This window comes from Nakamurella sp. PAMC28650, assembly GCF_014303395.1.
In the GTDB taxonomy this organism is placed as follows: Bacteria; Actinomycetota; Actinomycetes; order Mycobacteriales; family Nakamurellaceae; genus Nakamurella.
Window position 1 is genome coordinate 5,498,338 of sequence record NZ_CP060298.1, and the last position, 14,468, is coordinate 5,512,805.

Genomic DNA, 14,468 nt, shown 5'->3' on the forward strand with positions numbered 1-14,468 from the left:
TTGTCCTTTCGTGCTTGGCAGCGCGCTGATCAGTGGAACTGCTGGGCTTCGGTGGAACCGGCCAGCGCGAGGGTGCCGCTGGACGGATTGATCGCGGTGGAGACCTTGTCGAAGTAGCCTGTGCCGACCTCGGCCTGGTGCTTGATCGCGGTGTAGCCGGCACTCTCGGCGGCGAACTCGGCCTCCTGGAGTTCCACGTATGCGGACATGCCATGTTCGGCGTAGCCGCTGGCCAGGTGGAACATCCCGTGGTTCAGCGCGTGGAACCCGGCCAGCGTGATGAACTGGAACGCATAACCGAGGTCGCCCAACTCGTCCTGGAAACCGGCGATCTCGGAATCCGACAGCGCCGCCTTCCAGTTGAACGACGGCGAACAGTTGTAGGCGAGCTTCTTGCCGGGGAACTCCCGGCGCAATTCGGTGGCGAACTCCCGGGCCAGACCCAGGTCCGGCGTGCCGGTCTCGACCCAGATCATGTCGCAGTACGGGGCGTAGGCCTTCGCCCGCGCCAGCACCGGCTCGATTCCGTTGCGGACCCGGAAGAACCCTTCGCTGGTCCGCTCCCCGGTGGTGAACGGAGCATCGATCGGATCGACGTCGCTGGTCAGCAGATCGGCCGCGAGAGCGTCGGTCCGGGCGATGACGAGGGTGGGGATGCCGAGGATGTCTGCGGCGAGCCGGGCGGCGTTCAACGTCCGGATGTGCTGCGCCGTGGGGATCAGGACCTTGCCGCCGAGGTGGCCACACTTCTTCTCCGATGCCAGCTGGTCCTCCCAGTGCACACCGGCGGCGCCGGAGACGATCATCGACTTCATCAATTCGAAGGCGTTGAGCGGTCCACCGAACCCGGCCTCGGCATCGGCGACGATCGGCACCAGGAAATCGATGTCGGCCTTGCCGCTGGAGTGGTCGATCTGGTCGGCGCGCATCAGGGCGTTGTTGATCCGGCGCACCACGGCCGGGACCGAGTTGGCCGGATAGAGGCTCTGGTCCGGGTAGGTCTGGCCGGACAGGTTCGCATCGGCCGCCACCTGCCAGCCGGACAGGTAGATCGACTCGAGACCGCCGCGGACCATCTGGACGGCCTGGTTACCGGTCAATGCACCGAGGGCCCTGGTGAACTTCGTCGTCTGGATCAGGTTCCAGAGCTTCTCCGCTCCCAGCCGTGCCAGCGTGTGCTCCTCGACGACGCTGCCGCGCAGGTTGACCACGTCGGCGGCGCTGAAGGTGCGGTCGATACCGGCCCAGCGCTCGGCCGTGGCCCACTCGTGCTCCAGGAGTGCCACCGCGTCCTTCCGGTCGCTCGTCCTGGTGGACGAAACTACCTGTGCAGCAGTGGAAGTGGCCTCGGTGGTCGGACTGGCTGTCATCGTGGGTTCCTCTCGAATCGCTTCTGTTTCGCTGCCCTTCGTCGGGCTTGATGCCTACTTTGGCGTCAAGAACAAGAGCGCAACAGGGAATTGTGACGTCAAGAAACGCGGTTCTTGCGATATCGTGCAGAGATGGCCAACGCTGCTGACGACACCGACCTCCTGACGATCGGACGGCGCCTGCGACACCTGCGCCGGACCAGGGGTCTGACGCTGGACGAGGCAGGCACGGCCGCCGGACTGTCCGCGTCGGCGATCTCGTTGATCGAGAACGGCAAGCGCGAGCCCAAGCTCTCCGTGCTGACGGCCCTGGCCGCGGCGATGGGTACCGATCTCGCCGACCTGCTGGCGTCGAAGGCGCCCAGTCGGCGGGCGGCCATGGAGATCGAACTCGAGCGGGCCCAGCGGGCCGACTCGTTCAAGGCGCTGGGCATCCCGGCGGTCCGGCCGGGGCCCCGGCTGCCGACCGAGGCGCTGGAGGCACTCGTCGGGATGCATCGGGCGATCGCCGCCGTCCAGGCCGAGCGGGCTGCCACCCCGGAACAGGCCAGACGGGCGAACGCGGGCCTGCGGGACCGGATGCGCAATCAGAACAACTACTTCGGCGAGATCGAGAAGACGGCGGACGAACTCCTGACCCGGACCGGCTACCGGTCGGGGCCGATCACGAGGACGGGCGTCGACAAGATCGCCGGACACCTCGGCTTCGAACTGGTGCACACCGGCGACCTGCCGTCCTCGACCAGGACGGTGACCGACCTGGCCCACCGCAAGGTTTTCCTCCCCACCCCACAGCTGGGTCAGCACGACTCGAGAACCCTGGCGCTGCAGGCTCTGGGGCACGTCGTCCTGGGGCACCGGGTGCCCGCCGACTACGGCGAATTCCTGACCCAACGGGTCGAGATCAACTACTTCGCGGCGGCCCTGCTGATCCCGCAACGCACGGCAGTGCCGATGCTGGCCACCGCGAAGGCAGCGAAGGACATCGCGATCGAGGATCTACGCGACGCGTACGCAGTGTCCTACGAGACCGCCGCCCACCGGTTCACCAACCTGGCCACCGAGCACTTCGACCTGCCGGTGCACTTCATGCGGATCTCGTCGTCCGGCCTGATCTACAAGGCGTACGAGAACGACGGTGTGCATTTCCCGACCGACCCGGTCGGAGCGATCGAGGGCCAGCGGGTCTGCAAGTACTGGACGGCGCGGGTGGTCTTCGACCAGCGCGACGTGTCGGCCGCGTACCGCCAGTACACCGACACCGGCTCCGGCACCTACTGGTGCACGGCGGTGGTCGACCGGACCAGCGCCGGCGACTTCTCGGTCAGTGTCGGAATGCCGTACGCGCAGGCCAAGTGGATGCGCGGCCGGGAGACCACCGAACGATCGAGGTCACGCTGCCCGGACCCGTCCTGCTGCTCCCGGCCGCCGGCCGACCTGGCTGCCCGGTGGGGTGATCAGGTCTGGCCGAGCGCGCGGGTCCACTCGCATCTGCTGGCCGCCATGCCGCCCGGGGTGTTCCCTGGCGTCGACGACACCGAGGTGCTCAACTTCCTCGAGCGGCACACCGTCTGACCGCAGACGCGTCACGTGGTGGAAACCTTTGCCTGGGCGCGGGGTTTCGATCTGCGCGCTGACCGCAGGCGCCGTCGGGGCGTGCGGAGCAGGTCAGGAGCTCGCGCCGAAGCAGTACAAGATGTTGCGCTTGACCAGGGGAAGGCCCTTGGTTCCGCCGGTGCACTGGGTCTCGTCGGAGGAATTCGTCCTCAGGGACACCAGCTTGACCGTGCTGGACGAGGTCGACGCCGAGCAGGTCACCTTCTTGGGAACGGAGGAGCTCAGGACGCCGAGGTCGATGCACTCCCCGACCTTGAGGTTGTACCGGAGACACACCCTCGAACTCGGATTGTTCTTGTCCGTCCCCTGCACGTAGGAGGCTTCGTTGTCGTCGCACTTCACGTCGCTGCCTCCGGTCTCGGTGACGACGAAGATGGCCGCCTGACTGGAGCAGTCCTCCTGCGAGGTCTCGGGGTTGATCACCGTCGCGCTGGTGATCTTGATGCACGACCCGACGCCGGCCGCAGTGGTGTCCGTCTTCTGCTGGACAAACACGGTGATTCCCACGATCGCGATCACCACCACGGCCACGATGCCGATGATCAGGCCCTTCTTCGACTTCTTGGCCGGCACCACGGGAGGTGGCGGGAAACCGGCCGCCGGGTATCCGGCCGGGGCGCCGGGTGGCGGGTAGGCGTTCGGGTCCCCGGAGGGCGGCAGTTGACCGGTCGGGCCGGGCATGCCATAGGTCGGCGGGGCCCCGTACACCGGACCCGCCGGCGGTGACCCGTACGCCGGACCGGCAGGCGGGGCCCCGTACACCGGGCCGGCCGGCGGCGGGTACACGCCGGGCAGTTGGTTCGGGTCCGGGTTTCCTGGTGTGGTCATGTTTGTTCCTCCCCCGATCCGTCCGGCCGCAGAGGAAGCCCCCCTCCGGCGACCAGCGGATGCAAGTCCGTCGAATCCTGCTGAGCCTGCTCACCCTAGCTGTCGACCCCGGCCGATCGGGGAACTTTCCTACGATGCGCCACCCGGAGAGCCGTCCAGGCCGTCGTTCTGGTGAGACGCCGATTCAGACGGGGGACACACCGAGCCGGGCCGGGCGCAGGGAGAGCGCGATGACGGTGCCGATCAGCATCGCCCCAGCGGACACCGTGAAGGCGGCGGACGGCGAGGACGAGTCGGCCAGCGACCCGCCGACGGCCGAGCCGACGGCGTATCCGACCACCAGACCGCTGGACAGCAGCGTCATCACCCCCGCCGCCTTCTGGGCACTGACTTCGCGCTCGGCCATCGAGAACAAGGTGATGATGTAGGGCCCGACGGCACATCCGAGCGGCGCCATCACCACGATCATGGCGGGCACACCGCTGATCAGCAGCAACGGGAGCGACAGCATCGCGATGGCGGCTGCGAAGAGCACCAGCCGATCGTGCAGGGCGAAGCGGGCCGGTAGAGCGGCGCAGGCCAGTCCGGCGATCGCGCTGCCGATACCCATGATCGCGTAGAGGCCGCCGGCCGCGCCCGCCATCCCGGCCGCCGTGGCCATGCCCGTGACGCCGGTCTGCATTCCTCCGAAGAAGCAGCCGATCGCCATGCTTCCGAGGACCAGGGCGATCACTCTGGGGTTGCGCCAGATCGGGTCGGCCGGCCGCGCGGGGTGATCGGAGGCGGCCGTTGCCGTCGGGTGCAGGGCGACCAGCGAGCCGAAGACACCGACCAACAGCGCCGCGGTGATCATCGCGAGAGCAGGGGAGGCCAGCGCCGTCATCAGGCTGACCGCAGCGGGCCCGAGCACGAACGCCGTCTCGTCGGCAGCTCCCTCGTAGGACATCGCATAGCCCAGACGGGGTCCGCCGTCGGTCATCCGGACCCAACGCGCCCTGACCATCGAACCGATCTGCGGCGTCGACGCACCCGAGATCATCGCGACCGCGTAGACGACCGCCGTCGGGGAGCGGGAGAGCACGAGCCCCACCAGACCGAGGGTCGCCACGGCGTTGAGCAGGGACGCGGTCAGCATGATGCTGCGCTGACCGAACCGATCGGCGAGTCGGCCGATCGCGGGGCCGCCGACGGCAGTTCCGGCGGCCAGGAAACCGGCCGCGATACCGCCGGCGGCGATCGACCCGTAGGTGGTGGAAACCAGCACGACGGTGCCGATCTGCGTCATCGAGATGGGCAGCCGGGCCAGGAAGGCCAGCGGCAGGAAGCTGCGTCCGGCCAGGCGGGGCAGTACGCCGTACTGCGCCAAGATGGCTCTCAGGGGCGCCGCGCCGGCTCGGGGCGGGCGCAGGCGGGGCAGGGTCATGAGGTAACTCCAGGTTGGTCGGACCAGGCCCCGTCCCACCCCCGGCGCCGCAAACCCTGTGCTCACAGGATCATTCCGGAGGTTGTCCGGCCGCAAGCAAGCTCCGCCGCCGATTCGTCGGCTGTGACCACACCCTCACCGCAGGCCATCCCCGGACGGGCAGAATGGACAGGTTGCACCCGCTGTGATCGCACCCCCTCCTGCAACACCCCCGCACGCCGGGCGCCAGCCCACCGACCTACCCGAAGGACCCACGTGACCGACGGACCGTTGATCGTCCAGTCCGACAAGACCCTCCTGCTCGAGATCGGCCATCCTGACGCTCCGGCGGCCAGGGCGAACATCGCTCCGTTCGCGGAACTGGAGCGCTCGCCCGAGCACATCCACACCTACCGGATCACTCCGCTCGCCCTCTGGAACGCCCGCGCCGCCGGGCACGACGCCGAGCAGGTCGTCGACGCGCTCGTCCGTTGGTCACGATTCCCGGTCCCGCAGGCACTGCTGGTCGACGTGGTGGACACGATGGCCCGCTATGGACGTCTGGTGCTGCAGACCCATCCCACGCACGGGCTGATCATGGTCAGCCGGGACAAGGCCGTCCTGGCCGAGATCCTGCGCAACAAGAAGGTGGCGCCCATGCTCGGCGCCCGGATCGACGACGACACCGTCCTGGTCCACCCCTCGGAGCGTGGCCGACTCAAGCAGGTGCTGCTCAAGGTCGGCTGGCCGGCCGAGGACGAGGCGGGCTACGTCGACGGTGAAGCGCACCCGATCGAGCTCGACAACGCCAACTGGACGCTCCGCGGCTACCAGTCAGACGCGGTGGAGGGCTTCTGGGCGGGCGGGTCCGGCGTCGTCGTGCTGCCGTGTGGTGCCGGCAAGACGCTGGTCGGCGCAGCGGCGATGGCCAAGGCCGGCGCCACCACCCTGATCCTGGTCACCAACACCGTTTCCGGGCGCCAGTGGCGGCGGGAGCTGTTGGCCCGCACCACGTTGACCGAGGAGGAGATCGGCGAGTACTCGGGTGAGCGCAAGGAGATCCGTCCCGTCACCATCGCCACCTACCAGGTGATGACCCGCAAGTCCGGGGGCGTCTACCGGCATCTGGACCTGTTCGACTCCCGCGACTGGGGCCTGGTGATCTACGACGAGGTGCATCTGCTGCCGGCACCGGTCTTCCGGATGACGGCGGATCTGCAATCACGCCGCCGGCTGGGCCTGACGGCGACCCTGGTGCGCGAGGACGGCCGTGAGGGTGACGTCTTCTCGCTCATCGGCCCGAAGAGATTCGACGCCCCGTGGAAGGACATCGAGGCCCAGGGCTGGATCGCGCCGGCCGAGTGCATCGAGGTGCGGGTCACCCTGACCGACGCCGAGCGTCTGGCCTACGCCGTGGCCGAGCCGGAGGAGCGGTACAAGATCGCAGCCACCGCCCGGACGAAAATGCCGGTGGTACAGGCGATCCTGGACAAGCACAAGGGTGAGCCGACGCTGGTCATCGGGGCCTACCTCGACCAGCTGGAGGAACTCGGTGCTGCACTGGATGCGCCGATCATCCAGGGATCGACCAAGAACGTGGAGCGGGAGCGGCTTTTCGATGCTTTCCGTTCCGGCGAGCTGACCACGCTGGTGGTCTCGAAGGTCGCCAACTTCTCCATCGACCTGCCGGAGGCGACCATCGCGGTCCAGGTCTCCGGCACCTTCGGTTCCCGGCAGGAGGAGGCCCAGCGCCTCGGCCGCCTGCTCCGGCCGAAGGGTGACGGGCGCACGGCGCACTTCTACTCGGTCGTGGCGCGTGACACGCTGGACACCGACTACGCCGCGCACCGCCAGCGTTTCCTGGCCGAGCAGGGATACGCCTACAAGATCGTGGATGCCGACGACCTGCTCGGGCCCGCCGTCCCCGGCGGCGAGTAGCTCCCGGCCGTCAGGATGACGACGACGTCGGTGGCCGTGCCGCCTCCGCACGTGTGCCCGAAGAACATGGTGTACGGGCCCTGCGGCGGAGTAGGCCACGACGGGTCGTGCGAGGTGGCCGACCACGCATGTGTCTTCCTGGGCAACGATCTCCGGCTCTGGCCGACCTCCCCGGCGGGAGAACCGGAAGGGCCGGTGCGAACCACCGGCGGCTCGGCGATGCTGTCCCGATTGGCCAGGGGCCGGATGGTGGTCGCCGATTTTCCGGCCAGGGCCATGGATGTCGTGTCGCTGACGGCCTGCGCACGAATCCTCGCCGGCCGGGTGGACGCGGTGCTCGTCGGTGATTCAGGGGGCGCACGAGTGCAGTTCCCACCGGCCTACCGCGCGCATCTGATCCAGGATTCAGGGCTTCCTGTGTGGGCGGGCCTCAACTGCCGGGACCGCAACCGCGTGGCCCTGGAGGGCGAGATGGCGGCGCTGGCGAGCGTGTCGCTGGCCGGGCACCCGAGTTCCGTCGCCGCCGTGCACTGCGTCACCGGCGACCACACCGAAACCGGCCATCGACCTGATGCTGCGCCGGTGTTCGACCTTGACTCGACCCGGCTGGCCGCACTCGCCCGCAGTCGCGGGCATCTGGTGTCGGTCGGCGAGTCGCCGGCCACTCCCCCGGTCGATCAGCGCGCCGCCCGGCTCGCCGAAAAAGTCAGGGCCGGAGCAGATGTCGCGTTCATCAACCATTGCGGTCCGGCCACCGCGGTGGCGACCTTCGTCGATCAGCTGGCCCCCGGGCAACGTCCGGGGGCATTGATCGCCTGCATTCCGGTGGTGGTCGATGCCGGAAGTGCCGCTCTGCTTCGATCGTTCACTTCGCTGGTGCTGCCCCCCGGCTATCTCGACCGCATTCTCGCCGCCGGGAATCCCCTCACCGAAGGCATTCTCGCCGCGGTCGAGCTGGCCGAACAGATGCTGGCCGTCGACGGCATCGCCGGGGTCAACCTGTCCGGTGGACCTGCCGGCGGCCAGGAGGAGCAGTTCGCGACCGCCCTCGCGGAAATAGCGCGGGCGCTGAGCACGACCTGAACGGTCAGCCAGGGTGGTGCGCCCCCGACCAGTCCGGACCGGACCTCGTGTACTCGATCCGGTGGCTGGGGCCCCGGGTGTCGGCCTGCCAGAAGGTGATCCGATGCGGTCGCACCAGAAAACCGGCCCACTCTGTGGGTGGCTCCAGGGTGCCGTCGGGATGGGCTTCCGAGAATTCGGCCCATCTCCGATGACGCTCGTCCTCGGGCAGCGCTGATATCTCCGCCGTGTTCATCCAGGCCAGCAGTTGCAGGTAGCGGGAGCGATTCCGGTAGGCGGCGTGCACCTCCGGTCCGTCCAGTGACGCCGCTGTCCCACGGACGACGATCTGCTGCGCCTGTTCCGGAATGGTCAGCAGCAGGGCGACCGAGGGATCGGCCCGCACCTGCATCACCTTTCGAGAGTTCACATCGGTGTGGAACGTCAGTCCCTGTGCGGTGATCTCGCTCAGCAGCACGGTCCGGACGTCTGGGCCACCGTCGAGATCGATCGTGGCCAGGGACATCAGGGGGAAGTACCCGTCGCGGCCGGGCACGCCGGGAAGCCGGCTCGCGAGCTCGGTGATCGGGTCGGTCGTCATGCGCGGTAGACCTTCACGACAGGATCGCAGTCACGATACGGCCGCGGTCACGGTGCGACTGGTCGAGGCCGACACGATCTGGCCGCGGTGCAGGACCACCCGATCCCTCGGCCCACGCGCGACCACGTCGCTGAGAGATGTTCCCTTGCAGAGCAACAGATCCGCAGCACCACCGACGAACGGTCCCGCGACCGGCAGGCCCATCACCGCCCGACCTCCCGCCGTCACCGCCGCCACCGCCTCCTCGATGCTCAGGTGACCGGCGACCACGAGCAGGGTGGCCGTCTCCAGTGGGTCGGCCCGGCCGACCGGGTTGAACGGGTCACGGATGTTGTCCCCACCCGCGGCGAGCACGACCCCGGCGTCCAGCAGGGCGCGGACGGCGGTGAGCCCGCGCGGCGTGGCGACCGGATGTTCCCAGCCCTGCAGGTACAGGTTCGTGATCGGCAACGTGACCACCCCGACACCGGCGGCCGCCAGTTCCGTCACGACCTGCGTCAGCATGGGATCGGCGAGCACACCGAGACTGACACAGTGCCCGGCCGTCACCGTCCCGGCGAAAGGGCGGGAAAGGGCATGTCGTGCCAGGGATCTCACCGACAGCATGGTCGGGGTGAGCTGTTCGTCGGCGTGGATGTCGATGCCGACCCCGAAGTGGTGGGCCAACTCGACCAGGCGGTCCAGTTCGGCTTCCGGGTCTTCCGCGAGATGTGGGCACCCGCCGATGATGTCGGCACCGAGCTCGATCGCACCGGCGATGTCCGCCGTCGGCGACCATGGCGCCGGCTGCACTGCGATCTCGATGTCCATCAAGGGGGCCAACTCGTCACGGACCCTGATCAGCGCCGTCAAACCGACGAACGGTTCGTCGCCATCGTTCAGGTTGCAATGCGATCGAACCGCCGTCACGCCGTTGCTCAGCAGTTCCAACGCGGTGGCTTTGGCGCGCCGGTGGTAGTCGGCCTCGTCCGCGGCTTCACTGATCAGTCTCCACTGCTCGATGGCGTGATGCAGATCGCCGTAGCCGGGGGTCATTCCGCTGTCGCCGATACCGTCGACGCTCATCGCCTTGTCCAGGTGCGCATGGGCCTCGGACCCGGCCCCCATCACGACGTGACCGTCGAGGTCGAAAACGCCCGGGGCGTCCGGGATGGTCTGCGATGGCAGGACTTCCGCCACCAACGCGTCCACGATGACCAGGTCGTGCACGGATCCGTCCGGTAGTTGCACCCCGCGAAGACCCGTCACGGCCAGCGGGCCGGCCGTGAGCTCATCCAGCACGGCGCGGCCCTACCGGGGCAGGCCCGGCCGGATCGAACACGGCCACCTCGGCCAGCGCCGCGGCGCAGCGGTGCACGGCCGTCTCGAACAGTTCCTCGCCCCGCTCCGCAGACGCCCCCGTCGGGTCGCCGATCACACCACTGGGACCGAAGTCGTTGCTCAGCCAACCGAAGCTGACCGCTTTGCCGAAACCGACGTACTGGTAGTCGGTCAGGTGCTCCGGGACACTTCGCACCGCCAGTGACAGGTCGACCAGCTCAGGTCGCAGGTGCAGGATCATCGACGTCTCCTGCAACCCACCGTGCACCCCGAGGCCCAGCTCGCCGGCAGCGGACGGGCCGCCCTGGTCGGGCGGCACCGCTGCGTGCAGCACGAAGGTCTGCAGACCGTGGAGTCGCCTGATCTCGCGGCAGGCCACCTGCAGCAGCGCACTCATTCCGCCGTGGCCGTTGAGGAAGGCCAACCGGCGGGCCGGCGTGGCGGCCACCGATCGGCCGATCTCCACGAGCGTCGACATCATGGTGTCCCAACCCAGCCAGAACGTGCCGGACGCCCAGTGGTGCTCGTCGGACTTGGTGTAGGCCAGGCCGGGGAGACGCCAGACGTCGACGCCGGACGCTGCGGCCGAGTCGACCGCCGCCGCGGCGACCGCGTCGGCGATCAGTTGGTCGGTCGACAGCGGAAGATGCGGACCATGATGCTCGATCGCACCGGTGGGCAGCACGATCACCGAATCCTCGGACAACGCGGAAGTTGCTGCCACCGATGACATCTCGGCCAGATTCCTCACACCAACTTCCCCGGGTTCAGCAGTCCGTCCGGATCGTTGACCGCGGCGAGGTCGCGGGCGGCATCCACCTTGTAGTCCACGTAGTACTGATGCGGACTGTGCACGCCGACGCCGATCGCCCGGAGCCGCTCGATGCCGGCGTAGACCTGCTCCGGGCTCTCGTAGAGCGCATTGAGCATCCCGATCGGCACGGTGTGGGCAGCCTCGATGTGCAGCATCGATCCGGGGAATACCGCGTGCACGGCGTCGATGTCGTCGAACAGGACCTCGCCCCCGACCTCGAGGTGGAAATACCGGTCCGGGTCCGACTTCTGCAGATGGTAGGTGGGATGGTTGTAGGAGAGCATGCTCAGTTTGACGCTGCCGCGGAAGCCCTCGCGGATCGACTCGACGCGCCCGCCGCCGGCCACGACCGCGGCGGTGGCGTCCGCTGCCGTCGTCGGGTCGATGATGGCACGCAGACTGGCCCGGCCCTTCGGAATGGCGGGGTCCTCGGGCAGAACGCCGGCCACGAACGGCACGTCGGCCGACACCAGACGAGGAAACGGCTTGGATCGGCCCAGGCTGCGGACCACCGGCAGGGCGTCGGCGAAGGTGTCGAAACTTGCGTACAGCGACGACCATTCCTGTGCCGGCTCGAGTTTCACGGTGGCACGCACGATGATGCCGGTGACACCGTAGGCGTGGACATAGCCACCGGCAGCCTCGCCCTCGACATGGATCAGCTGTGGATCCTCCCAGCCGTGCACGACGTCCAGCGCGACGACGAACCCGGAGTCGTTGTTGCCGTGCGCAATCGAACCGGTACCGCCCGAGCCGCCGCCGAGAAACCCGCCGATCGAACTACCGGTGGTCGAGGGGTACATCCACAACTGCTGACCGGTCTTCCGTGCGGCCCGCTCGAGCGCGATCATCGTCGCGCCGGCCTCCGCGGTGATGAATCCGTGGCCGACCTCGATGATCCTGGCGGCCCTGGACATGTCCAGCACCATGCCGCCTCTGAGCGGAATGCCCTGCCCGTAGTTGCCCGTGCCCTTGCCCCGCGGGGTGATCGGGACGCCATGCCGGACGGCGAGCGCGACGATCCCGGGAACCGAGTCCGGATCCCGGACGTAGACGACCAGATCGGCCAGGCCGAGCGGCAGCTGGGCGGCCAGGATCGGCGACATCGGAGCGCCGTCGACCGACGCCTGCTCGCGCGCCGTCAGGTCGGTGCTGACGGCATCGTCGCCGAGCAGTGCGCGCAAGGCCACGACCAACTCGCCGAGCGACGCGGCGTCGTCAGGGGCCGCGGACGCCTCGGACGTAGACCCATCGACTGCCTGCGAGACAACGGAGGTCGTCATTTCCATCTCTACTCCATCCTGGTGGTACGAATTCCCGGCCGGGCCCCGCTCGATCGGCATTGCTCAGTGCATGATCATCCCGCCGGTCACGTTGATCGACTGGCCGGTCAGGTAGTCGCCGTCGTGACTGGCCAGGAACAGCGCCACACCGGCCACGTCCTGCGGCTGGGCCAACCGCCCCAGCGGCGAGAACGTGGACCAGGTGTCGATGTCCGCCTGGGTGCGGGTGGCCGCCCCCATCTCGGTGAGCACGTAACCCGGGCACAGGCAGTTGACGGTGATGCCGAACTCCCCCAGTTCCAGTGCGCTGCAGCGCGTCAGCGCCGACACGGCCGCCTTCGACGCCGCATAGTGACCCTGGCCGGCCCCGCCGGCCTTGGCCGCCATGCTGGACATGTTGATGATCTTGCCGCCGGATCCCGCCGCGATCATCGCTCGGGCTGCCACCTGGGTGGTGACGAGCATCGACGTGGTGTTCACCCGGAACATCGATTCCCAATCGGCGACGGAGATGTCCAGCAGCGCAGCGAACCTCAGTATGCCGCCGTTGTTGACCACGACGTCGATCCCGCCGAGTCCGGCGATGGCGGTCTCGACGGCCCGCCGCGTGTTCTGCGGGTCCGCCAGGTCCACCGGCACGAAGATGCCGCCGGCCTCCTCGGCGACGGCGCGGCCCTGCTCGACCAGGCGGTCGAGCACCGCCACCGTCGCGCCCTCCTGTGCGCAACGGGCCGCGATGCAGGCACCGATCCCCCGGGCGGCACCGGTGACGAGCACCCGACGACCGCTCAGACGCATGGAAACTCCTTCGAGGACCGCATGGATCAACTTTGCCTTTTTGGGACTGGAGGGACAGAAGTCGTCAAGTTCGTCCATGCGTGGGATGTTGATCCATGCCTCAGCCCTTGGGGAGGCCGATCGACATGTCGATGAATTCGTTGGTGGCAAGTTTCGCCGGGGTCAGGCCGGCCAGCGGGGCGGTCTTCTGCTTGGCGAAGATCGGGGTGTCGATGGTCAGCACCTTCTGGATGCGGGTCAGGTCGAAGTCACCCAGGGTGGTGTTGCTGCCGTTGCTGACCAGGCCGAGGGCGAGCTGCTGCTTGACGGCGAAGTCGGCGACACCCTGGTCGTACTGCCATCCGGTGTTGAACTGCTTCACCAACTGCAGGATGAGAGCGTCAGCGGCGGCGGGCTTCTCGACGTAGTCGACCTGGGCGTGCTGGAAGATCGGCACGAGGAGCTTGAGGCAGGGCGTCATCGAGGCGAGGTCGGCGGTCCGCACCGAGTAGGCGGCGGCGTAGATCGGGTAGCCGGCGTCGTGGACCAGCTGGAAATTCACCGGCTTGTTCCAGGCCTTGATCTCGTGCGAGTAGATGTAGGGCTCGGCGCTCGCGAACCCCTGCTGGGCGTCCTTGCCCTGGGCTGCGACGAAGTTGGCCGGCGTGCCGTCGTAGCTGCCGTCGGTCTGCGATGCGTTCAGCACGCCCGCACCGATCAGGTACGCCATGTAGGCCGCACCGCTGAAGTATCGGACCTTGACGTTCTTGGCCTTGAGGTCTGCGATCGTCTTGACGTCGGGGTAGGTGGCCGGGTCCCACATGATCATCTACGGGTTCTTCTCCAGCGGCGCGAACACCGCGATGGTCGGCTGCTTGGCCGAGAGCTGGATCGCCTCGTCGGTGTTGACGTAGCCCATGGTCAGGCCTTTGTCGCTGTAGAGCTGCGAGGTGACGGTCTGGAAGCCGATGGCGGGGCCGCCGGAACGGACCTCGAACTTGATGCCCATGTCCTTCCCCTGCGAGTAGAGCTCGCCGGAGACCCGCTTCTTGTCGGAGTCGATGGTCGGGTTCGGACCGATCAGCTGATAGAGGCCGCCGTGCTCGGACTCCGGGTTCCAGTCGGTCTGGATCGAGACCGTGTCCGGGCAGACGCCCTTCAGGGTGGCCGGGGTGGCGCTCGCACTCGAAGCGGTACCGCTGGACGCAGCACCACTGGAGGCCGTGCCGCTGGAGGCAGCACCGCTGGAGGGAGCAACACTGGGGGGAGCGGACGACAGTGGGCTCGGGGACGGAGCCGCCGCGACGCTGGAGGCGGACGAACCGGACGCAGCGGTGGCGGTGGAGCTGGTCGAGCTGCAGCCGGTCAACGCGACACCGGCGGCGAGGACGGCGGCCAGGGCTGCAGCCGTACGGCGGGGGAGATGATTCACGGGGCTCCTGTTCGGGTGGCACGG

Annotated in this window: 13 protein-coding genes; 3 read left to right on the plus strand and 10 right to left on the minus strand. The window is 68.3% G+C overall.

The genetic code is table 11. The features are described 5' to 3' along the window. Positions 1–29: 29 nt before the first annotated feature. Entirely contained in the window at positions 30–1,370 is a 1,341-nt protein-coding gene (aceA, locus tag H7F38_RS24820; protein ID WP_187092227.1) for an isocitrate lyase, read from the minus strand. A gap of 132 nt (positions 1,371–1,502) precedes the next feature. Between aceA and H7F38_RS24825 the strand changes: the two genes are divergently transcribed. After that, the gene (locus tag H7F38_RS24825) at positions 1,503–2,945 is read left to right on the plus strand and encodes a helix-turn-helix domain-containing protein (protein ID WP_187092228.1); all 1,443 of its coding nucleotides are present in this window, start codon (positions 1,503–1,505) and stop codon (positions 2,943–2,945) included. A gap of 93 nt (positions 2,946–3,038) precedes the next feature. On the opposite strand, the gene H7F38_RS24830 is transcribed toward H7F38_RS24825, so the two are convergent. Together H7F38_RS24830 and H7F38_RS24835 are read right to left on the minus strand one after the other, a co-directional pair. Then, positions 3,039–3,815, minus strand: coding sequence for a hypothetical protein (locus H7F38_RS24830; protein ID WP_187092229.1), 777 nt, complete (start codon positions 3,813–3,815; stop codon positions 3,039–3,041). Between the two features lie 184 nt (positions 3,816–3,999). Further along, positions 4,000–5,238, minus strand: a complete 1,239-nt coding sequence (locus H7F38_RS24835) for an MFS transporter (RefSeq protein ID WP_187092230.1) — start codon at positions 5,236–5,238, stop codon at positions 4,000–4,002. A 255-nt stretch (positions 5,239–5,493) separates the two neighbouring features. Here H7F38_RS24835 and H7F38_RS24840 point away from each other — a divergent pair, with 255 nt between their 5' ends. Both H7F38_RS24840 and H7F38_RS24845 read left to right on the plus strand, forming a co-directional pair. Next, positions 5,494–7,155 carry a DNA repair helicase XPB gene (locus H7F38_RS24840; RefSeq protein WP_187092231.1) on the plus strand — a complete coding sequence of 554 codons (1,662 nt, stop codon included), beginning with the start codon at positions 5,494–5,496 and terminating at the stop codon, positions 7,153–7,155. Positions 7,156–7,170: 15 nt separating this feature from the next. Further along, positions 7,171–8,238 carry a methylenetetrahydrofolate reductase C-terminal domain-containing protein gene (locus H7F38_RS24845; protein WP_187092232.1) on the plus strand — a complete coding sequence of 356 codons (1,068 nt, stop codon included), beginning with the start codon at positions 7,171–7,173 and terminating at the stop codon, positions 8,236–8,238. Between the two features lie 4 nt (positions 8,239–8,242). On the opposite strand, the gene H7F38_RS24850 is transcribed toward H7F38_RS24845, so the two are convergent. The 7 genes from H7F38_RS24850 to H7F38_RS25745 all read right to left on the minus strand — a co-directional run bounded on the left by H7F38_RS24850 (position 8,243) and on the right by H7F38_RS25745 (position 14,444). Then, positions 8,243–8,818 (minus strand): pyridoxal 5'-phosphate synthase, encoded by a 576-nt coding sequence (locus H7F38_RS24850; protein WP_187092233.1) that lies wholly within the window; start codon positions 8,816–8,818, stop codon positions 8,243–8,245. A 30-nt stretch (positions 8,819–8,848) separates the two neighbouring features. After that, positions 8,849–10,099: an amidohydrolase family protein gene (locus H7F38_RS24855; protein WP_187092234.1), complete on the minus strand. Its 1,251-nt coding sequence runs from the start codon at positions 10,097–10,099 to the stop codon at positions 8,849–8,851. Further along, entirely contained in the window at positions 10,089–10,871 is a 783-nt protein-coding gene (locus tag H7F38_RS24860) for a creatininase family protein (RefSeq protein ID WP_187094977.1), read from the minus strand. Before H7F38_RS24860 ends, H7F38_RS24855 begins: the two co-directional genes overlap by 11 nt. Positions 10,872–10,885: 14 nt before the next feature. Further along, entirely contained in the window at positions 10,886–12,235 is a 1,350-nt protein-coding gene (locus H7F38_RS24865; protein WP_187092235.1) for an FAD-binding oxidoreductase, read from the minus strand. A 63-nt stretch (positions 12,236–12,298) separates the two neighbouring features. Continuing rightward, entirely contained in the window at positions 12,299–13,033 is a 735-nt protein-coding gene (locus tag H7F38_RS24870) for an SDR family NAD(P)-dependent oxidoreductase (RefSeq protein ID WP_187092236.1), read from the minus strand. 100 nt (positions 13,034–13,133) lie between these two features. Then, on the minus strand, positions 13,134–13,841 hold the full coding sequence (locus tag H7F38_RS25740) for a hypothetical protein (RefSeq protein ID WP_222618315.1): 708 nt from the start codon (positions 13,839–13,841) through the stop codon (positions 13,134–13,136). Next, positions 13,842–14,444: a hypothetical protein gene (locus H7F38_RS25745; RefSeq protein ID WP_222618316.1), complete on the minus strand. Its 603-nt coding sequence runs from the start codon at positions 14,442–14,444 to the stop codon at positions 13,842–13,844. Between the last annotated feature and the right edge of the window lie 24 nt (positions 14,445–14,468).